Raw genomic sequence first — 20,184 nt, forward strand, 5'->3', positions numbered from 1 at the left:
TCCCCGGCCCGCCCGCCGCCGCACGTCGAACCGGGCCCGCTACGCGACCGTCCCCCGCCGGGTCACCCACCACCTCCCGAGCAGCGCGCACACCGCCACCGCCAGCCCCGTCCCGAACACGATCCACGCCGTCGTGCGCAGGGAGCCCGTGAGCGCGTCGTACACCGCCGCCGCGGCGCCCGTCTCGCTGTCCGGCACCTCGGCGAGCACCCGGTCGCGGGCGACCGCGATCACCGCACGCAGCACGAGCGCCCCCAGCGCGAAACCGGCCCCGGCCACCGCCGTCGCCGAGAGCGCGGCGCGCCCGCGCCCCGGTCCGCCGCGCGCCCAGGCCACGAGCACCGTCAGGGCGGCGAACACGACCGTGCCCACGGCGGGCCGGACACTGGCGGCGCGCAGCCCACGGAAGGTCTGGCGCAGCTGGTCGGCACGGTCGGCGGAGATGAGCGTGATGTCGGTGTGCTGGACCGGAATCCGGTCGGCGAACGGCACCCCGTTCCCCTCCAGATTCTGTTTCACCTGTTGGGTGATGGGTGCCAGGTCGATGGTCACGGCCTCGCCGGTGTTGCCGTTCAGCGCGGCGGTGACGGCCTCGTGGGCGGTGCGGTTGGCGGCGTTCCACGCGGCCTGGAAGGCGTCCGTGGTGGTGAAGGACATGACCGCCTGGTGCAGGAAGTCGCGCACGGTGCTCTGGAGCGGACCGGCGTCGACCTGCTGCATCGTCGCGTCGGTGATCAGGTCGCTGACAGTGCTCTGCACGTCCGGGTCGGCGGCGAGCGGGGCGACCGCGGCAACGTAACGGTCCGTGTTGTCGATCTCCAGATCCACCCAGGCGGAGAGCGCGCTCAGCGGGACGAGCACGGCGAGCAGCACCAGCACCACCGCCCCCGTGACCGCCGAGAGATACGTCCGCATCCCTCCAGGGAATCGCGTACGGAAGCGGCGCGCCCCGGGCCGTACGCCATCCGAGTTGCCGGGTGGCGCGGCCGGGTGTGCTCTGGAGGGACGAAGAGGGCGACGGAAGGAGTTCTCCGCCATGGCCACTCATGCAGCGATGCCGACACGCGGTCGGGCCCGGAGACGGTCACGTACACGTCAGCACACGGCGTACGCCTGGGCCGTTCCCGCCACGCTGGGTGCGGCGTACGGCCTCTACGCGTCGTTCATCCTCCGCAACAACGGCGCGACCGGCCTCCGGCAGTTCTGGTACGGCCTGATCACCGCGGTGGTGCTCGCCGTCCTGTGCTTCGCGCTGGGCCGGATCCAGCACACTTTGATGCCCCTGGTGCGGGGGGCGGCGTACGGCGCGCTGACGGCCGCGGCGATCGGCCTGCTGGTCGGACTGACCGGTTCGAGCGTGCTGCGGTCCTCGGCGCTGGGACTGGCGGTCGGCCTCGGAATGTTCATCACGACGTTCTACATCTTCTACACGCACGAACGGACGTGAGCGCGCCTCCCGGCGCCATCGGGACATGAGGACGGGCCCGCGCCGAGCACGGGCCCGTCCTCCATTTCCATGTCTTTCTGCTGCGCTCAGTCGCGTACGACCGTCACCGGGCACGGTGCGTGCTGGGTGACATGGAGGCTCACCGAGCCGAGCAGCGTCGCCTTGAAGCCGCTGTAGCCGCGCGCCCCGACGACCAGCAGGTTCGCGCCCTTGGCGCGTTCCAGCAGGGACTGGGCCGGGTTGCCGATGACCACGATCTTGCTGACCTCGGCCGCGCCCTCGGCGCCCAGGGCCTCCTCCAGTGCCTCGGTGAGGGACACGGTCGCCAGGGCCTGCGGGTCGAAGTCCTCCGGCATGCCCGGCATCATGGACGCCCAGCTGGTCGCGGGGTACTCCCAGCTGTTGACGGCCTCCACCTTGTCGCCGGTCAGTTCCGCCTGGCGTACGGCCCAGTGCAGTGCCTTGATCGACGACTCGGAGCCGTCAACGCCCACCACGATCCTGCCCATCTCTGCCTCCAGCTCGGTTCGGCTCAGTGCGCAGAGGCGTCGTGCGAGAAAACCCCGTACGACGCATCTTTCGTTCCGACTCTAACCAAACCGGACAGGGTTTCGAGCGGCGGGGCCACTCGGGCGGGCCCACTCGGGCGGCCCCACCCGGACGTGGCCGCTCAGCAACGACCACTTGGCCGTGCCCACTCGGCCGTGACCACTCAGTCCAGTCGCAGATCGGCGAGCTGCTGCTCGAACGGCACGACCTCGTCGTCGAGTCCGAGCGCCCTCGGCGCACCGGAGACCGCCCGGCCGCCCGCGATCATGGCGGCGAGCTCGCCGCCCGCGCGCCGGATGCGGGACGGCAGGCCGTCGGTGTACTCGTCGCCGGACGAGCCCCAGTCCTCCGACGCCGCGTACACGGAGGTCGGCACGACGGTGGCCCGCAGGTAGGCGAAGAGCGGGCGCATCGCGTGTTCCAGGACGAGCGAGTGGCGGGCGGTGCCGCCCGTCGCCGCGATGACGACGGGCTTGCCGGTCAGCGCCGTGTTGTCGATCAGGTCGAAGAACGACTTGAACAGTCCGCTGTACGAGGCGGTGAAGACGGGCGAGACGGCGATCAGTCCGTCCGCCTCCGCCACCTCCTTGATCGCCTTCTCCAGGGCGCCCGGCGGGAATCCGGTCACCAGGTGGTTGGCGATGTCGACGGCCAGGTCGCGCAGCTCGATCACGTGGACCTCGACCGTGCGGTCCTGCTCGGTCAGCAGGCGCTCGCGGGCGGCGCCGGCCAGCCGTTCGGCCAGCAGCCGGGTCGAGGAGGGGCTGCTGAGGCCGGCCGATACGGCGACGATCCGCAGGGGTTCGGTGTTGAACACGGTGGACGTGGTGGACACGGCGGTCAGACCTCCTTCGTGGCCGTGCGGGTCGCGGCGACGGCCGGGTGCACGGGGGCGGAGTCCGGGACTCCGGCCGGCCGCAGGTTGGCGAACTCCTTGCGCAGCACCGGGACGACCTCCTCGCCGAGGATGTCGAGCTGCTCCAGGACCGTCTTCAGCGGCAGTCCCGCGTGGTCCATCAGGAACAGCTGGCGCTGGTAGTCGCCGACGGCGTCCCGGAAGGACAGGGTCCGCTCGATGACCTCCTGCGGGGAGCCGACGGTCAGCGGGGTCTGCTGCGTGAAGTCCTCCATCGAGGGCCCGTGCCCGTAGACCGGTGCGTTGTCGAAGTACGGGCGGAATTCCCGTACCGCGTCCTGCGAGTTCTTCCGCATGAACACCTGGCCGCCGAGGCCGACGATGGCCTGCTCGGCGGTGCCGTGCCCATAGTGCGCGTACCGCTGCCGGTAGAGGTTGACCATCTTCTTGGTGTGCTCGATGGGCCAGAAGATGTTGTTGTGGAAGAAGCCGTCGCCGTAGTACGCGGCCTGCTCGGCGATCTCCGGGGAGCGGATCGAGCCGTGCCAGACGAACGGCGGTACGCCGTCCAGAGGGCGGGGGGTCGCGGTGAAGGACTGGAGCGGCGTACGGAACTTGCCCTCCCAGTCCACGACCTCCTCGCGCCACAGCTTGTGCAGCAGGGCGTAGTTCTCGATGGCGAGCGGGATGCCCTGGCGGATGTCCTTGCCGAACCACGGGTAGACCGGGCCGGTGTTGCCGCGCCCCATCATCAGGTCGACGCGGCCGTCCGCGAGGTGCTGGAGCGTCGCGTAGTCCTCGGCGATCTTCACCGGGTCGTTGGTGGTGATCAGCGTCGTGGAGGTGGACAGGGTGATGTGGTCGGTGCGGGCGGCGATGTAGCCGAGCGTGGTCGTCGGGGAGGACGGGACGAACGGCGGGTTGTGATGCTCGCCGGTCGCGAAGACGTCCAGGCCGACCTCCTCCGCCTTCTGCGCGATGGCGATCGTGGCCTTGATCCGCTCGTGCTCGCTCGGTGTTTTGCCGTTCGTCGGGTCGGTGGTGACGTCCCCGACGGTGAAGATCCCGAACTCCATGGCGCCCGCCTCCAGATTGGTTGAACTTTTAACTATCTTCGCATCCTACAACGGGACACCCCCCTGACCTATTCCGCCGCGGCGGGGTGAGCGGGGCCGGTGCGTACCGTGGACCGGATTTCGGAGGCGACGCGGAGAGCCGCACGGCGACCACGCCTGCCCCTGCCGGACGGAGGGCAGGGTTTGTGAGCGGGAGCAGCGGCGGCAGCGAGAGCGAGCGCTGGAAGGAGCGCGGCGTGGCGCTGCGCGTCTTCGTGTACGTCTTCGCCACGCACCTCTTCGCGGGCTTCGTCTGGATCCTCTTCTACATGGGCGAGCACGCCAAGAAGTGAGCCGGGCGGGGCGGCGGTCGTCCCGGCCGGGCTTCGGCGCGAGCACTCCGGGGGTCGTTGTTCAACGTGACACTCGGGGGTGTGTTCGTCACGTTGAAAAGACACCACATCAACCACCCGGGGACCCGGGGAGTGGTTCGGGACGAGCCGGGGGCGGGCGGGGCCGGGCAGCGGACTGGTGGAGTGGACTGGTGGACTGGTGGACTGGCTCAACGAGGGCGACCTCGACAGTCATGTCCTGATCCGCGCAGCGATGGCCCGTCTGAACCTGGTGAAGATCCATCCCTGGTCGGACGGCAACGGCCGCATGTCCCGCTCACTCCAGATGCTTCTGATCGCACGGGGCGTAGTTCTCCCGCCGACAGCGCGCCGCTTCATCTGGATCCTCTTCTACGTGGGGGACCACGCGAACAAATGAGCGTCCGGGCGCGGGGTGCCCGGACGCTCAAGGGATGTGACGACGGCCGGCCTACTTGGTGAAGATGAAGTACTTCCAGGCGCCGTGCGTGGTCGAGTTCACGCTGTCTCCGGACGAGCCGTTCACGTATGACGAGCGCATCCGCATGCGGTAACCGGTGTCGTGGGTGCCGGTCAGCGTCACCGCGGACTTGCCGCTGGTGCCGAGCTTGAAGTACTGCGAGCCCAGGTCGTACCACCTGCCTTGGTAGTAGAACTGCAGGGTCATCAGATGGGAGCGGCCCTTGTAGTAGCTCATCGTCGTGGTGAAGACGGGGTTGGTCTTCTTGTGGAAGTACGCGTACGACGTGGAGCCGATCTTGGCCGTCTTGTACTGCTTCGAGACGGCTGTCGAGACCTTCACCTTGGCGTACGCCGTCGACTTCACGCTCTTCGGCGTGTAGCGGGCGTCACCGGCGAACACGGCGGTGACGGTGGTGTCCCGGGTCATGTCCACGGTAACGGACAGATTGCCCTTGGAGTTGACCTTGCCCTTTTTGACCAGCTTCTTCGGCTTGTCGGTGCCGAAGGGGTCGGACCAGAGCTCGACGGTCCGGTTCTTGTACGTGGAGCCGAGGTGGGCCGTGAAGGAGACGTCGGTGCCGTAGGCGTAGAGGCCGCCATTGCGGTTCAGCGTCAGGGACGGAGTGGCCCGCGAGACATTGACCGAGGCGGATGCGGCCGACGCGATGTGCGTGGCATCCCCCGCGTACGACACCTTGTACGTCACCTTGCCACCGGCTGGCGGGGTGTCGGTGAAGGAAAACACGCCGTTCGCGCCGAGCCCCTTCGTGCCCAGCGATTTGCCGCCCGGCGACTCCATGTCGGTACGGGTGACGGTCAGCGGCGTTCCGGCCGGGAGCGGCAGGGTGGCCTTGAGCGTGCCCTTGACGGTGAGCGATTTGGCGCGGGGGGCCGAGGCGGGGGCGGTGACCGTCATCGCCGGAGCCGACTTGGTGGGGTCGGTCAGCACGCGGAGGGCGCGGTCCCCCTTGCTGTTGCTGGTCACCGCGAACAGGCGGCTTCCGCCCGGTTCCCAGACCAGACCGCCGGGGACGACCTCGTCGCCGCCACTGATGTGTTCGTCCGTGTCGGGCAGGTCGTACTGCCGGACCGCTGTCTTCGACCCGGGTCCGAAGATGTAGATGTCCGGGTCGTACGGGGACGAAGTGCCTGCCGCGACCGTGCCGTCGTCGGCGATCGCCACCGCGTCGGGGTGATAGGCGGACGGGTAGGACCCCGCATCGGTGAGGTCCGATGTACGCCACAGCCGGTGGTGGTTGCCCGGATTGGCGGTGACGAGCCCGCTGCCGTCCGGCGTGAGGGCGAGGTCGGAGGTGATCCCGAGCCAGTCCGTGCCGGGGCCGTTCCCATACTGGGCGGTGCGGTTCGCCGTACCGCCGGACACGTCGTACACGCCGAGCCTGGAGCCGTTGTAGTCCGGGGAGCCGGCGGCCAGCAGATCCGGGGCGCCGGGTGTGGCGGCCAGTTTCGGAGCGACGCGGAAGCCGGTGGCGGTGTCCTGGCCCAGGGCCACCACGGGCTCGGTGCCGGACAGGTCCAGCGAACCGATGTCGCCATGGTCCTGGGTGCCGTACCCGAACCAGACCTTGCCACCCGCCAGGGCGAGGTGTTCCGGGCCGGTGCCGTCGCCGATCGCGTACCGGGCGGTCTGCGTGACGGTCTGCGTCTCGAAGGACACGATGGAGTCGGCGCCGGGGACGGCCGCGTACAGCTGTCCGGAGTCGGCGGAGAGCGCGAGGCCGTCCACGCCCGGCAGCCCGGCCAGGGTCGCCAGGACCGTGCCGGTGTAGTCGGTGGCGACGAGCGTTCCGCCGTAGGGATCGCTGATGAAGATCTTCTGGTGGACGCCGTCCACCACAATGTCACCGGCGGACTTCACCGGCAGCACCTTGCTGGAGTCGGCCGACGCCGACCCCGCCGTACCGGCCACCAGCGCGACCGAGCTGAAGAGGACCGCGAGAGCTGTCGCGGACGTGAGAGTGCGTCTGGGCACGAGTGGTATCCCCCCACTGTGAAACCGGCCCCGTGCGCCGGGACTCGGTGATCGCAGATTAGGGCATGCGCACGACACCCCGTCGCCGGTCCCACCCCCGATGCGGGGCTACTTCCGGCCTGCGCGAGATCAGACGCACGGCAGAGCCGGTTTGCGCGAGGTCCGGCGCGACGGGACACACACCGAAAGGTCTTCGTCCGACATGACACGCAGGGCATGTCCGTCACGTTCGGAGAGGTGATGGGGAGTCTGTAGGAGCGGCGGCGGTCCCTGGGCACTGCGAGAGGGCCTTCGTTCGACGTGACACTCAGGGGCATGTTCGACACGCTCAGGAACGACCGCATCGGTGCCCCGCAGCATGCTTGGGATGGCGGAAGGGCGCTGGGTGATTGCGCGGGATTGCCCGTGTCTGGCTGTCCTGCGCCGTTGTTGCGTGCAACCGGCAGCTGTTCGCGACAAGCGAGATCCGGTGGGGCAGGAAGTCGGTCGTCACATGGGCGAAGGCACCCGTGACTTGAACTCCTCGTACGCGAAGGCGTAGTGCCAAGCGGCATCCCGGGCTTGGCAAGCCCGGACGACGGCCTGGGGCTCCGTCGTGAGTTCAAGGCGACGAGATGCGTCCGCCCAGTTGAAGCGCGCGAGCACTCGGGAGTCGAACAGCCAGAAGTCGAACCGGCAGTCCGTGCCGTACCGCATCGGCACGGGGCATGAAACGGATGTCCTCGCCTGCGGCCAGGTTTTCGGGCGTGGTGGCCGGCAGGTACCTCTGGTTGTCCGTGGCGGGTTCATCCACCAAGCGGACACGCTCGATGCGCTTGCCGTGGGCCGTCTGCCTTCGGGCATTGGCGAACCAAGGCCCGTCCACATCACCTGGTGGGTTCACGCCCTGCAGAAACTGTCGGTACAGGCCCTGTCACCGCCTCGGCAAGCATTGCCCCAGCGGCGAGGCTTCTATGGGATGTAGCGGCGGAAACCCTCTGCCAGGGCTTTGAAACCGCACGCTTCGTAGAAGGTGTGGACATACTCGTCATCCGCTGCCAGCAGCTGGATTTTGTAGCAGCCGGCCGACTCACCCAGCTGAACGGCAGCGTCCATCAGCTGACGGCCGACGCCACGCCGCTGGAAGGAGCTGGCCACCACGACGTTCTCCACGAACAGGATGGCCCGGCCGCCGCGAGTGAGGTTCGGCATGACGATGCAATCGGTCGTTCCGGCCACGGTGCCGCCAGCGTCAGCCACCAGGATGGTCCGTCCCTGCTGCCTTGATATGGCTGCCCAAATGGCACCTGCGGACGCCTGAGACAACTGCGTATCGTCCGGGTTCAACTCGCTGTAGAGAGTCAGCAACGCTGACAGGTCCGCCTCAGCCGCTGACCGCACAGTAATCTTCATGCGCTGAGCCTAGAACGAGCACAGCCGCTCACATCGCAGCAGTTGTTCGCCAAGCAAAAGCAACTGCGTCGGGGCCGAAAGCCCCCGGCAACCACCCAGCGGGCAGCCATCGAGGGCGGGTTCAGAAGTGGCGCGGCCAGCAGTCGAGTGTGAACAGGTCGAGCTGTCGGGGGAGGGGAGCGGAGGGGCCGCTCCGGCTTCGAGCCGGTACAGGGACGATGGCGCTGGACGACAGCCCCGGCCGGGATTTGAGCTCGGGCTGTGTTCTGCGTAGGTGTTGAGCGTCAGGCGTCGGCAGAGAAGGTGTCGGCCTTCACCGCGGTCAGGAACATCGACCAACTACCGGTACGGAAAACGAGCAAGGGTCCTGGAGCGTTCTTGCTGTCCCGTACGGGTGTGACGTCCTGGACACCGTGCCCGACCTCAAGACACTGTCCGTTGCCGCTGCTGTAACTGCTCTTTCGCCACGTGAGCTGCGTGGGGTCGTACTGCACTCTCAACACCTGCTCTCAGTCTCTCGCTTCTGCCACTCTAGTCAGCAGATCAGCACTGTCGTTCGGCCCGAGGGCCACCGCCTGAAGGTGTTCGAACATCGACTTGTAGCGTCGCATTTCCGCTTCGGACTCCAAGAAGAGATCGCCGGCCGGTGTGTCCACGTAGACCAGTTCCGAGTCTGCGGGATCCGGGAAGTCCATGTGGACGAAGTTGCCTGTCATGCCCGCATGAGCGCCCTTCTCGAACGGGATGACTTGGATCGTGACGTTGGGCTCTTCCGACAGCTGGAGTAGGTGCCTGACCTGTGTTCGCATCACTTCGCGTCCACCTACGAGGCGTCGCACAGCGGCTTCGTCCACGATGGCCCAGAGCTGAAGCGGGTCTTTCTTGGTGAGCAATGCCTGCCGTTCGACGCGAGCTTGGACGCGTTGCTCCACTTCTTTCCTGCTGGCGGTGGGCAGCACGCCTTTGACCACTGCACGGGCGTAGCACTCCGTCTGGGCAAGCCCTGGAATGAAGAGGGATTCGTAGTTGCGGACGGTGCGTGCTTCGCTCTCGAAGCCGATGTAGGCGGTGTACTCCTCGGGCAACTCCGAGTGGTACGGGCGCAGCCAGCCCTGGTCGTTGGAGCCGTTCTGGACGGCCAGGAGATCGGCACGCTGCACCTCGCTCGCCGCGTAGAGATCCAGAAGAGCGATCAGAGTCCGCTTCTGCGGCCGGGCGCGTGCCTTCTCAACACGGTAGAGGGTTGCCTCGTTGATGCCTGTGGCCTTGGCCACGTCTTCGCGCGTCAGGTCTGCTGCAGCTCGGAGTCGGCGTAGTTCGGCGGCCAGGCGGCGGAGTCTGGCGGGAGATCGAGACCCGGTTCCGGCCGATGGCCGACGGGGTGCGGATCGAGGTTCACGATGCCTCGGACGTACCGCCGGATGTACGCGAGCCGGAGCCCGGCGCGTGCCGCGGGCGGGGGCTGGTGCTGGTGGGCGCGCTGGCGGACCGGTGGGGGTACGGGGCGCGGTGCGGGCCAGGAAAGGTCGTGTGGGCGGAGTTCTGGTCCGTTAAGCTCGGTCCATGACCTCCGTACCGTGCCGAAACTGGTGGCGCTCCTTCTAGGAGCGGCCGCCTCATCTGCACGGAACCAGGGCCGTTCGAAATGGACGGCCCTTTTTCTCTGCCCTCGCACGGGTACGGAAGCCGATCCCGGCGGGCCGTCCTCCACGCACAGCACACGCGAGGAGAGCCCCCGATGACTACTACAGCCACAGCCGCCACCGCGGACACCGTCGATGTCGCCGCGTCCGCCCGGCGTCGCAGTGTCGAGCTGGAGCAGCAGATTCAGCAAAACCCCGGCCGGTTCCGGGTGATGACCGGGGACCGGCCCACCGGGCCGCTGCACCTCGGGCACTACTTCGGCACCCTCCACAACCGCGTCCGGCTCCAGGATCTCGGGATGGACGTCTTCGTGATCATCGCCGACTACCAGGTCCTCACCGACCGGGACGTCGCCGACCGGCTCATCGAGCACATGGAGGGGATGCTGCTGGACTACCTGGCCATCGGGATCGACCCGGCACGCTCGACGGTCTTCAATCACAGCGCCGTGCCCGCGCTCAATCAGTTGATGCTGCCGTTCTTGAGCCTGGTCTCCGTCGCCGAGCTGAACCGCAACCCCACCGTCAAGGACGAAATCGCGCACTCCCGGCAGTCGGCCGTGAGCGGGCTGATGTTCACGTACCCCGTGCACCAGGCCGCCGACATCCTGTTCTGCAAGGGGAACCTGGTGCCCGTCGGGCAGGACCAGCTGCCGCATCTCGAAGTGACCCGGACCGTCGCGCGGCGGTTCAACGAGCGGTACGGGGCGGTCTTCCCGGAACCGGACGCGCTGCTCTCCGCCGCGCCGCTCCTGCTCGGCACCGACGGCACCAAGATGAGCAAGAGCCGGGGCAACTCCATCGCGCTCGGCGCCACCGCCGACGAGACGGCGCGGCTGATCAAGGGCGCGAAGACGGATGCTGAGCGGTACATCACGTACGACCCCGAGAACCGGCCCGGGGTGTCCTCTCTGGTGCTGCTGGCGGCGCTCTGTATGGACCGGGACCCGCACGCCGTGGCCGAGGAGATCGGCGGGGGCGGTGCGACCGCGCTCAAGCGGACCGTGACCGAGGCCGTCAACAGCCGGATGGCGCCGATCCGGGCCCGACGGGCTGAGTACGCGCGGGACATGGGGTACGTACGGTCGGTGCTCCGGGCCGGGAACGAGCGCGCCAACGAGATCGCGGCGGCGACGCTGGACGAGGTGCGGGGGGTGATGGGCGGCGGAATCTAGGGCCCGTCCGTCAGGCGGTGGGTTCCGGCCAGGCGCCCCGGGCCGCCACTTCCAGGATCAGTGCCGCGATGTTCCAGGCGTCGTCCGCGCCGCTGTGGTGGCGGCCCTCCAGGGGGAGGCCCGCCACCTTCAGGGCCTGGGCCATGCCGGGGCGCTTGCGCAGGCCGTAGGCGGAGGTGAAGGGGAGCTTGGCGTTGGTGTGGCGGTGGCCGAAGGGGGACGGGGTGCCGGTCGCCCGGCACTGGCGGGTGAACTGGTTGCGGTCGTAGTCGCCCCAGCTGGCCCAGGGGCGTATGCCCGACCCGTGCTCGGACGCCAGCAGGCGGCAGGCCTCGGCGAAGGACACGCCCGTGTCCACCTCGGCCTGGGTGAGGCCCGTCAGCTCGGTGCAGAAGGCGCTGACCGTGGACCGGGCGGGCCGGACCAGGATCCGGTGGCGAGCGACCCGCTCGGCCGCGTCCAGGTCGACGACCGTCAGCCCGATCTCGGTGATCTCGCTGACCGCACCGAGGGGCGGCTGCCCGTCCCAGCACGTCGCCTCGATGTCGATCACGTTCAGGAGATCGGGGGCCTTGCCGGTTCGTCACCTGGGGGACACGGTCGAGTGAACGCCTACCGGACCCGTGGTGTGCCACAGCACCACAGGCGGGTTACCGGCATAGCGTGCGGGCTCCGCCGAGACCCGGAGATCCCGCATGCGCGTTGCCACCCTTCAAGCCAGTGCCTGCCTCGCGGCCGGCAGCGTCCTGGCCGTTGCCTCCTCTGCACAGGGTGTCGGCGCCGACCCCGGAGGAGAGCCACATCGCACCGTCATCCTGTCGAATGAGGAATTCGAGCACTGGTACGGCCCTGCGGCATCGAAGGGCGAGGACGGTGCCATCATGTCCCAGGAACAATTCGACCGGGCGGCCGACCGTCAACGCGTCGCATATTCCAATGCTTTGGCGACAGAGCCGACCGGGCAGGCGCAGGCCCTGCGGGCCTCCGACTGGAGCACCGTCAAGTTCAAAGCCAAGGACCTGAACGGCAAAACCATCCCCACGAGGGTCGGAAACAGTGCACTGGGCTGGCGGCACTTCTCCAAGACACACAACATCACCAACGCGAACGTCATCAAGCTGATCACCGAAGGCAGCCACACTCCCAAGGCAGATCCGGGACGGCCCCACCGTCTGGTCTACGACGGTGTCCTCTCGACGACCTCTGGTCCCCTCGATGGGCCGCCGAAGGTCTTGGCCCGCATTCGCATCATCGCCCAATATCACTGGCAGACTGAGAAGGCGGACTACGTGCTGAAGAACAAGCACGACAAGATCGGCGTCATCACCGCCTACTGCCGCAACGTCGCCAAGAACCGCTGCCCCGACAAGGTCAACAAGTAGTGGACTCCTCCGGACCCGAATCCCCGTGTTCCCGCAGTGGCTGGAGCGAGGAGCAGCTGACGGATCTGCACCGGACACTCATGGGGCAGCTTCTGCGTCTGGTGCCCGTGCCGCTGTCCAGGGCGCCCGCGCTCGTGGTCAGGGGGGTTCTCCAGCCGCCGCGAGACCCTGCGACGACGCGTGTCGTGGTGTGGGACGGCCGCAACGCGGCCACCTCGATGGCATACGACCTGCCCCTGACGGACGGCTGTGACGACAGCATCCCCTGGTGCAGCCTCATCGCGGCCCTGCGGCACCTGGTCGGCGGGGCGAGAGACCGGGACGCCCAAGAAGCGGATACCCCCGTCGTCGATGCGCGCGCCGAGGTCCTGAGGTTGCTGCAAGCGCCGTCCTACGACGTGACCGATGCCCTCTACTCGGCGGTGTCCATGCTGGAACCAGGCCGGCGAGCGAGGGAGGAGAGCATGCGTCTCAGCGGGTTTCTGCTCCTGAACGAGCGCACTGCTCGGCTGTACATCGACGCCCCGCTCCTGCCCGACAGGATCGGCCTGGATGTCGCGCTGCGTGACGAGAACGGAAACCCCACCGTCGACCACACCGCGCTGGCCTACGCGCTGCCCTCTCTCGTGCCGGACGAGTTGGAGTGGAACACCTCCAAAGCCCGAGACCCGTACTGCTCGGCGGTCTACGACTTCACCCACTGGTGAGTTTGTACGCGCGAGCCCCGATGTGGTGCCACGGCCGGGAAACGATCACACGAACGCCGGGGAAAGCGGGGGCGGTGTTCAGCCCGCACCCGCCCCGCCCGCACCCGCCCCGTCACGTCTTCGGGGCCACCGAGCGGCTCAGCGGTGCGTCAACGAGCCGCGTCTGCGGAGCAGTTCGGCCAGGCCCCGGCGGGTCGCGGCGATCACCACGCGGTCCTCGGGGCGCAGTACGTACCCGGGGTGCAGGTCCCAGACCAGGCCCGACGGGCGGTCCGGGGGCGTGGGGGCGGGCATGGCCAGGTCCGGGCGGCGGTCCTCGGGCGGGGTGGCGTCCAGGGCGAGGACCCGCCAGGAGCCCGCCCGGAACGCCTGCTCCACCGTGCGGCCCTCCAACTGCGGGTGCCCCGCGACCTCGACCGCCGCGAACAGCATCACCTTCCGCTCGACCGGGATCGCGCCCAGGATCTGCCGGCCCATCATGGCGACGGCGAAGGACGGGGCCGCCAGGTGGGAGACGGAACGGGAGCGGGTCAGGGCCTGCGGGTGGGCGGTGCGCAGGGTGCGGTAGACGGCGGTGGCGAACTCGTCGTCGAACAGGCGCAGGGTGACGCGCAGATCCGGCTTGACCGAGCGGGCGTACAGCGCGGCCTCCAGGTTGGTGGTGTCGACGCTGGTCAGGGCGAGGAGTGCGCGGGCGCGCTGGATCTTCGCCGCTTCCAGGACGCCCTCCTGCGTGACGTCGCCGAGGACCACCGGCACGTGCAGCCGCCGGGCCACGGGGATGCCGCGCGCGTCCGGATCGTCCTCCACGCACACCACGGGAATGCCGAGCTCACGCAGCCGGACGAGCACCCGCGTACCGATCTTGCCGAGTCCCAGCAGCACCACATGGCCGGAGAGCCCGCGTGGCGGGCGGCGCAGGGACGACGCGGTACGGAGCGAGCCGAAGGCCTCCAGCACGCCCGCGACGAGCAGCGGCAGCAGCATCATCCCGGCTACGCCCGAAAGGAGTTGGATCACCTGGCGGGCCGTGGGGTCGCCGATCGCCGGGTCGCCCATCGCGAACAGGTCCAGCAGCGTCAGATACGCGGCGTGCAACGGATCGTCGCCGGTGGTGAGCGTGGACGCGACGGCGAGGCCCAGCACGGCCAGCCCGACCCCCAGCGCCGACCAGCGCAGCCGCCGCGAGAAGACCTGGCTGAGCGGTGCTCCCCTGCCGCCCATCCGGGGCGGCGGACCGGCCGGGCCCGCCTGGCTGACCGCTTCCAGGACGATCGTGCCACGGCCCGTCGCCGCGGCCACCTGCCGTTCGTCGGGCAGGAGTTGGGGACCTTCGTCGCCGCTGCTGTCGGAGCCCTCCGCGCCCGCCGGGTCGTGGGTGGTGGAGGAGAGCAGCGCGAGGGTGCACAGGCCGGGGTCGGGGGTCCGGCCGCCCTGGGGCGGGGTGCGTTCGGCGGCGCGCAGCAGCAGGCCCTCCGCCTGGATGACCTTGCTGGAGCCGGTGAGCGCGGTCGCGGCGAGGGCGGGCGCGGCGGTGTCGGCATCGGACAGGACCGTGGTCGAGGTGTCCAGCGCGGCCCGGTCGAGACCGGGTGCGGCGGCGACGGCGGCGGCCTGGTCGAGGAGGGTTTCCAGATACTGGCCCAGCTTGCGGTTGTAGAGCCGGATGACCAGCCGGAGGCGGGGGTTGAGGCGGCGGGCGGCCAGTGCCGCGCGGATGTTGCGCTCGTCGTCGTCGTAGACCAGGGCCAGCGCGGCGGCCGATGCGACGCCCGCCTCCTCGAACACCTCGTCGGTGGGCTCCGCCGCCTCCAGGATGCGCACCGCTTCCACTCCGGCGTTGGTGTCGCCGCTCCCCGGAGCGGCCGGCCAGCCGGTCCCACCGTTGCGGTTCACCGCCTGCGACATCCGGGCGAACAGCGCCGCCGCCCGGCCCCGCCCGGTCAGTGGCAGCTCCGGCCGGTGCTCGTCGCGTCCGGGCGGCAGGACGAGGGTGACCCGTTCTCCGTACACATAGCGCAGCTCGCCGGCGAGCCGCTGGGCCAGTGCGTCGTCGCCGCAGACGACCAGGTGTCCGCCGAACGGGGAGCGTTGGGGCTGATGAGACTGTTGGGGAAGTGGAGGCACGGGACCCAGCATGCCTTGCTCCTCTCCGTCGTACCCGCCCGGTCAGTGATCTTCCTCGGCGGCGTCGAGCGGCCGCGCCGCGTGCCGGGCCTGCGGGTTGGTGAGCAGATGGCGCGGGTCCGCGACCCGGACGATCGCCGACTCGACCGCCGCGATCCGGTCCGCGAGCAGTCCCAGCGCCGCGACCGCTCGCGTCATGGGGTCGCCGTCCGGGCCGCCGAGCGTCTGCGTACGGACGTAGGAGGCGGTGATCGCGGACCATCGCGCGGACTGTCCGGGGGTGAGACGGCCGCGCAGCGCGGCGAGTTTCAGCAGGTTGGACTCCGCGCCGGTGGTCAGTGTCTGGGCCTCGCCCGCGTAGTGGTCGTCGATGACGTCGGACAGCTCCGCCTCGTTCATCACCGGCACGATCCGTTCGGCGATCTTGTTCATGTTGCGGTACGAGCCCTGGAGCCGGAACGGCGGCTCGGTGCGCGTCGCGTCCGTCTGCGCGGCGGAGGCGATGTACGCGGCGTTCACGGCGAGGACCGTGTCCCGGGCCCTCAGCAGATGGCGCAGGACGGCGACGATCCGGTCCACCTCGGCGGGTGTGTACGGGTGGTCCAGCCGGTCCGCGCCGAGCGCCGGGGCGGTGCCGGAGGCGAGGCGTACGAACCGGGTGAGGTCGTCGCGCGAACGCCCGGCGAGCGGCGCCAGCACCGGGTTGGCGGTCAGCGCGTTCTCGATGAAGCTCAGCGCGAAGACGTCCTCGCGGCCGCTCAGCACCTCGCCGAGGTTCCAGACGTCGGCCCGGTTGGCGAGCATGTCGGGGACACGGAACACCGCCCCGGACTCGGTGTACGGATTGCCCGCCATGCACACCGCGAACCGCTTGCCCCGCAGGTCGTAGCTGCGCGGTTCGCCGTCCCGGACGCCCTCGATCCGGCGGGTGGCGTCGCAGAGCGGGATGAACTTCTGCAGCAGTTCGGGCGAGGTGTGCTGGATGTCATCGAGGTAGAGGAGCGTGTTGTTGCCCGCCTCCAGGGCGAAGTTGATCTTCTCGATCTCCTGGCGGGCGGTCGCGGTGCGCGCCTGCGCCGGGTCGAGGGAGGTCACGTCGTGGCCGAGGTTCGGACCGCTGATCTTGACGAGGACCAGGCCGAGCCGGTCGGCGACGTACTCCATGAGCGTCGTCTTGCCGTAGCCGGGCGGTGACACGAGCAGCAGCAGGCCCTGCGAGTCGGTGCGCCGGTCGGCGTCGGCCGTGCCGATCTGCTTGGCGAGGCTGTCGCCGATCAGTGGCAGATACACCTCGTCCAGCAGCCGGTTGCGGACGAACGCCGACATGACGCGCGGCCGGTGGTCGTCGAGCCGCAGCCGGGTCCGCTCGGTGGTGACCAGTGCGGTGCGCAGGCGCTGGTAGGCGCGGAAGCCGGGGACGGCGGTGGTACGGAACTCGGCGGTGCGGGCGAGGAGTTCGTCGAGGCGGACGGCGAGCCGGCCCCGATCGATGCGCGGGTGGGTGCCGAGCAGGCCGTCCACGGTGGCGGTGAGCGGTGCCTCGCACTCGTACCGCGCGAGCACCGGCTCCGGGCAGAGCTCCACGGCGACGGCCTCCGCCAGATCGCCCGCGTCGGTCTCCGTGCCGCTCGCGGCGGCGTACGAGGCGAGCCAGCCCTCGACCAGCTGGCGCCGGGCGGGGAGATCGTCGCAGAGGGCGGCGAGGTCCTCGTCGTACGCCGAAGAGCCCGTCGCACGGCGGAACTTGTCGAGGAACTCCACGACGGTGGCGCTCGTGACGAATCCGGCGGGGCCGCTCGTCAGCTCCTCGAAGAGGTACGCGGCGACAGCCCGGGAGTCGCCGGGGCGGGGGGCGTCGGTCCGGATGGCGTCCGCCCACTCCTCCTGAAGGGTCGCGATGGCCGGGGCGAGGCCGAACGTCTCGCGGGCGCGGGCCAGTGAGAGGGCCCGCCGGGTCCAGGAGGTGCGCCGGGCCTCGTCCGTCCCGTACGCCCAGAAGAGCTGCGCCGCCGCTCGGACAGTGGGCGGGCAGCGCAGCAGGCCGGCCCCGGCGTGCAGTGCGAGCAGGGTGGTGAGGATCGCGGCGGCGTCCGCGTCGTGGACCCCGCGCTGGTAGCCCTCGTCGTACGCGGATGCCGCCGACTCCCTTGCCAATGCGGCCAGTTCGTCGGCGTCCAGGGCGGCGAGCGGGTCGGCGCCGTGCTCGTCCAGGAGCCGGGCGGCCAGGTGCTCGGCGCGGTAGACCTGCGGGGACTCGGAGGGCAGCGTCCGGTCCCAGTACGGGCGGGTCGCCTCGAACTCCGGGTCGGCGACCGGCGCCCGGTAGTCCGTGCCGGTGAGGGCGAACGCCAGCCGGTCCCCGTGCGGGACGAGTGTCAGGTCGAACGGCTGGGTGTTCACGGCGAACCGGTGCCGGCCGAGGCGGATCGTGGCGCCGCCGTCCGCGTACAGCTCGCTGCGGTCACGGAGTGCCCGCCCGGCCTCCTGCCGAGCGGCCAGCAGCTGCCCGTCCAGCTCCTCGGCGCGCACCGGGTCACCGAGTTCGCGCAGCTCCTGGGCGGTGCGGCGGACCTTGGCGACCATCGGGTCGGAGGCGAAGTACGTGTGGACGGCGTCCAGGTCGGGCAGGGCGGCCAGCCGCCGGGAGACCGTCTCCAGGACCCGGGCCGCCGAATCCGCCAGCCGCTCCGCCCGCCGGGCGCGGGCGTCCTGCAAGGTCTGCTTGCGGGCCGAGAACGCCTCGTACACCTCCGTGCGCCGCTCGGCCAGCTCGGCGAGGAAGTCGTCGAACTCCGCGAACCGCGACTCCAGGTTCTCCAACTGGAGGAGCAGCCGGGCGAGTTGCTCGTCACAGGCGTCCGGGGTGTCCGCCGCGGCCAGCGCTCCCGTGACGGCTTGGCCGAGCAGCGCGAACTCGGCCGCGAACTCGGCGCGGCCCTCGTGGTCCAGGAGTTCGCGGCGGCGCGCGTCGAGCGTGGCGCGGGCCCGGTTGACCCCGCCGAGCACCTCGGCGATCCGCTCCAGGATCGACGTGCGGACCGTCGCGTCACCGATGTCGAGCCCGGCGACGACGTCCGTGACGGTGCCGAGGCCCTCCGTCATCTCCGTCAGCCGGTCGCCGAGCGCCGTCGCGTCCACGACGGCGGTGAGCGCGGATGCCTCGGCGGTGAGGCGGGCGATGTCCTCGTGGTAGCCGGCGAACGCGTCGTCGCGGCCCAGGAACGCGACGGCGCGCCGGGCGGCCGTTTCGATGTCCTCGGCCGTGGCGGCGGTGAGTTCGGCGATCCGCTCGGTGTCCGCGTACCGCATCTCGGCCAGCGTCGCCAGATGGCCGTGCGCGCGGCGCAGTTCGGTGAGCCGGTCGACCCAGGCGGCGGCCGAGGTCGGTGCCTCGCCCCGGATGCGGCGGACGAGCGTGGTGAGCCGGTCGGCCGTCTCGGTGAGTGCGTCGGCGGCCTGCCGGGTCAGCTCCCGAACCGTCTCGAACTCGCCGAGGACCTGCTGCGCGGTGTCCCGCAGCTCCGCCAACGGTTCGGCGAGCGCGCCGAGTTCGGGATCGTTCAGCCAGTGGTAACGGTCGCGCGCGCGGGTGCAGTCCGCGACGAGCCGGGCGTACACGGCGGCGGTCGGGGTCGTCTCGGCGGCGCTGTGCGCGAGCGCGAGGCAGTCGGAGATGCCGCGCACCAGGTCGGCGTTGCCGACCCGGGCGAGGGGGCCGCCCCCGGCCGGGCGGGAGGCGGCGTAGGTGTCGGAGACGTACGGGGTCTGCCAGCGCTGCAACGGGTGGACCCGGGCCGGTTCGTCGCCCGTGGCGCCTGCTCGCAGGAGGACGAGTGCGCCGGTGTCCAGCAGGGCGTGGCCGCGGCCCTGGAGGGGGGTGGCGACCTCCTGCCGGATCAGGTTGTAGGGCAGGAGCAGGCTGCGGCCGTCGTCGGGGGAGCGGAAGACGTAGAGGACGTCCTCGCCGTTCGGGGAGCGGACCGCGCCCTCGAAGACCGGGTCGGTGAGCGGTTCGGCGATGTCGAAGGTCTTGGCGGTGCCGGTGGTGAGGTAGTAGCCGCCGGGGAAGATGATCCCCTGGTCCTCCGGGAGCCGGTGGCAGGCGGGCCCGATGAGGTCCAGGCGCAGGACCGTGCCGAGCAGCGAGTTGAAGACCAGGTACCGCCAGGACTCCTCGTTGTACGGGCGGACCCGGAGCAGGACCAGCGGGCCGATCACGGCATGCTCGACGTCCGCGTCGGCGAGGGACTGGAGGGGTTCGGCGACCGGCTCCTCGTAGATCCCGTCGGGGGTGTCGGTGTCGTTGACCGTCTTGACGGTGAGGGTGCCGCCCAGTGTGTCGACGTAGAGGACGGCGCCCGTGCCGTCGCCGTCGCCGCCCACCGCGATGTGCGGGTGCCGGCCGAGGATGTGGGAATCGCGGCCCGCGACGGTCCAGCTGAAGTCGTGCGACGGCGGGAAGACGTGGTCGCGGTCGCCGCGCGCGTCGAGAAAGGCGCCGGGCGAACCGTCCGGGCCGAGCGCCCAGCGCAGCACCCGGATGCCGTCGGCGCTCTCCCCGGTACGGAAGACGGCGAGCAGTCTGCCGTCCACCCGGCGCAGCCGCAGGAGGCGGGCGTCGCGGTAGTAGCGGTGCAGGGCGGTGAATTCGCGTACGAATCCCTCGTCGTCGAGCAGACCGCCCCCGCCTGCGGGCACCTCTTCCAACTCCGGGCCGTACAGAGCGAGTACGTCACTCACCTTGGCCGGGTCGGCCGCCCCCGGGCCCCGTTCGAACCCGAACAGCAGCCGGCCGCCGACGGCCACCAGGTCCCGGGGTACGGATGCCTGCTCGGTACGGATCTGCTCGGTGCCGGTCAGCCGGAGCTCGGTCGAGCCGAACTCCTCGGTGCGCCGCGCGTTGAGCGCCTCGGCGCGGCTGGCGAGTTCGGCCGCCCGGTCGTTCAGCCGGCGCCGCAGCACGTCGTACGTCCCCGCGTCCACGGGGCCGCCGGCGGCCGGTGCGGTTGTGGTGTCGGGTTCCAT

General features: G+C 70.2%; 18 protein-coding genes and 1 pseudogene. 6 read left to right on the top strand and 13 right to left on the bottom strand.

The genetic code is table 11. The features are described 5' to 3' along the window. Positions 1 to 39 precede the first annotated feature (39 nt). Positions 40 to 915 (bottom strand): hypothetical protein, encoded by an 876-nt coding sequence (locus tag OH735_RS17670; protein WP_406382494.1) that lies wholly within the window; start codon positions 913 to 915, stop codon positions 40 to 42. A 121-nt stretch (positions 916 to 1,036) separates the two neighbouring features. Between OH735_RS17670 and OH735_RS17675 the strand changes: the two genes are divergently transcribed. Continuing rightward, complete coding sequence (locus OH735_RS17675) at positions 1,037 to 1,447, top strand: hypothetical protein (protein ID WP_406382495.1); 411 nt, start codon at positions 1,037 to 1,039, stop codon at positions 1,445 to 1,447. Positions 1,448 to 1,533: 86 nt separating this feature from the next. Here the strand turns inward: OH735_RS17675 and OH735_RS17680 are convergent, their stop codons facing one another. The 3 genes from OH735_RS17680 to OH735_RS17690 all read right to left on the bottom strand — a co-directional run bounded on the left by OH735_RS17680 (position 1,534) and on the right by OH735_RS17690 (position 3,928). Beyond that, positions 1,534 to 1,956 carry a universal stress protein gene (locus OH735_RS17680; protein WP_406382496.1) on the bottom strand — a complete coding sequence of 141 codons (423 nt, stop codon included), beginning with the start codon at positions 1,954 to 1,956 and terminating at the stop codon, positions 1,534 to 1,536. Between the two features lie 203 nt (positions 1,957 to 2,159). After that, positions 2,160 to 2,813, bottom strand: coding sequence for an FMN reductase (locus tag OH735_RS17685; RefSeq protein ID WP_406386614.1), 654 nt, complete (start codon positions 2,811 to 2,813; stop codon positions 2,160 to 2,162). A 23-nt stretch (positions 2,814 to 2,836) separates the two neighbouring features. Next, complete coding sequence (locus OH735_RS17690) at positions 2,837 to 3,928, bottom strand: LLM class flavin-dependent oxidoreductase (RefSeq protein WP_406382497.1); 1,092 nt, start codon at positions 3,926 to 3,928, stop codon at positions 2,837 to 2,839. A gap of 185 nt (positions 3,929 to 4,113) precedes the next feature. Between OH735_RS17690 and OH735_RS17695 the strand changes: the two genes are divergently transcribed. Both OH735_RS17695 and OH735_RS17700 read left to right on the top strand, forming a co-directional pair. After that, a complete protein-coding gene (locus OH735_RS17695; RefSeq protein ID WP_406382498.1) occupies positions 4,114 to 4,260 on the top strand; it encodes a DUF6126 family protein in 147 nt (48 codons plus the stop codon). Between the two features lie 190 nt (positions 4,261 to 4,450). Next, positions 4,451 to 4,621, top strand: a pseudogene (locus tag OH735_RS17700) (Fic family protein); the annotation flags it as partial. A 108-nt stretch (positions 4,622 to 4,729) separates the two neighbouring features. Here the strand turns inward: OH735_RS17700 and OH735_RS17705 are convergent. The 6 genes from OH735_RS17705 to OH735_RS17730 all read right to left on the bottom strand — a co-directional run bounded on the left by OH735_RS17705 (position 4,730) and on the right by OH735_RS17730 (position 9,399). After that, positions 4,730 to 6,733 (bottom strand): Ig-like domain repeat protein, encoded by a 2,004-nt coding sequence (locus tag OH735_RS17705; protein WP_406382499.1) that lies wholly within the window; start codon positions 6,731 to 6,733, stop codon positions 4,730 to 4,732. 489 nt (positions 6,734 to 7,222) lie between these two features. Continuing rightward, complete coding sequence (locus tag OH735_RS17710; protein ID WP_406382500.1) at positions 7,223 to 7,429, bottom strand: DUF6879 family protein; 207 nt, start codon at positions 7,427 to 7,429, stop codon at positions 7,223 to 7,225. Further along, positions 7,335 to 7,616 carry a DUF6879 family protein gene (locus OH735_RS17715; RefSeq protein WP_406382501.1) on the bottom strand — a complete coding sequence of 94 codons (282 nt, stop codon included), beginning with the start codon at positions 7,614 to 7,616 and terminating at the stop codon, positions 7,335 to 7,337. Before OH735_RS17715 ends, OH735_RS17710 begins: the two co-directional genes overlap by 95 nt. A gap of 68 nt (positions 7,617 to 7,684) precedes the next feature. Continuing rightward, entirely contained in the window at positions 7,685 to 8,125 is a 441-nt protein-coding gene (locus OH735_RS17720) for a GNAT family N-acetyltransferase (protein WP_406382502.1), read from the bottom strand. Positions 8,126 to 8,409: 284 nt separating this feature from the next. Next, positions 8,410 to 8,619: a DUF397 domain-containing protein gene (locus OH735_RS17725; protein ID WP_406382503.1), complete on the bottom strand. Its 210-nt coding sequence runs from the start codon at positions 8,617 to 8,619 to the stop codon at positions 8,410 to 8,412. Between the two features lie 15 nt (positions 8,620 to 8,634). Next, complete coding sequence (locus OH735_RS17730) at positions 8,635 to 9,399, bottom strand: DUF5753 domain-containing protein (RefSeq protein WP_406382504.1); 765 nt, start codon at positions 9,397 to 9,399, stop codon at positions 8,635 to 8,637. 464 nt (positions 9,400 to 9,863) lie between these two features. Here OH735_RS17730 and trpS point away from each other — a divergent pair, with 464 nt between their 5' ends. Beyond that, complete coding sequence (gene trpS / locus OH735_RS17735) at positions 9,864 to 10,943, top strand: tryptophan--tRNA ligase (protein ID WP_406382505.1); 1,080 nt, start codon at positions 9,864 to 9,866, stop codon at positions 10,941 to 10,943. A gap of 10 nt (positions 10,944 to 10,953) precedes the next feature. Here trpS and OH735_RS17740 read toward each other — a convergent pair whose 3' ends face one another. After that, on the bottom strand, positions 10,954 to 11,502 hold the full coding sequence (locus OH735_RS17740) for an exonuclease domain-containing protein (RefSeq protein WP_406386615.1): 549 nt from the start codon (positions 11,500 to 11,502) through the stop codon (positions 10,954 to 10,956). Positions 11,503 to 11,638: 136 nt separating this feature from the next. Here OH735_RS17740 and OH735_RS17745 point away from each other — a divergent pair, with 136 nt between their 5' ends. Together OH735_RS17745 and OH735_RS17750 are read left to right on the top strand one after the other, a co-directional pair. Then, a complete protein-coding gene (locus OH735_RS17745; RefSeq protein WP_406382506.1) occupies positions 11,639 to 12,325 on the top strand; it encodes a hypothetical protein in 687 nt (228 codons plus the stop codon). Continuing rightward, the gene (locus tag OH735_RS17750) at positions 12,325 to 13,032 is read left to right on the top strand and encodes a hypothetical protein (protein WP_406382507.1); all 708 of its coding nucleotides are present in this window, start codon (positions 12,325 to 12,327) and stop codon (positions 13,030 to 13,032) included. The genes OH735_RS17745 and OH735_RS17750 overlap by 1 nt, the downstream gene beginning before the upstream one ends. A 138-nt stretch (positions 13,033 to 13,170) precedes the next feature. Here the strand turns inward: OH735_RS17750 and OH735_RS17755 are convergent, their stop codons facing one another. Then, a complete protein-coding gene (locus OH735_RS17755; RefSeq protein ID WP_406382508.1) occupies positions 13,171 to 15,171 on the bottom strand; it encodes an NAD-binding protein in 2,001 nt (666 codons plus the stop codon). Positions 15,172 to 15,201: 30 nt separating this feature from the next. Continuing rightward, positions 15,202 to 20,184 carry a DNA repair ATPase gene (locus tag OH735_RS17760; protein ID WP_406382509.1) on the bottom strand — a complete coding sequence of 1,661 codons (4,983 nt, stop codon included), beginning with the start codon at positions 20,182 to 20,184 and terminating at the stop codon, positions 15,202 to 15,204.

Source organism: Streptomyces sp. NBC_01618, from assembly GCF_045209435.1.
Lineage (GTDB): Bacteria > Actinomycetota > Actinomycetes > Streptomycetales > Streptomycetaceae > Streptomyces.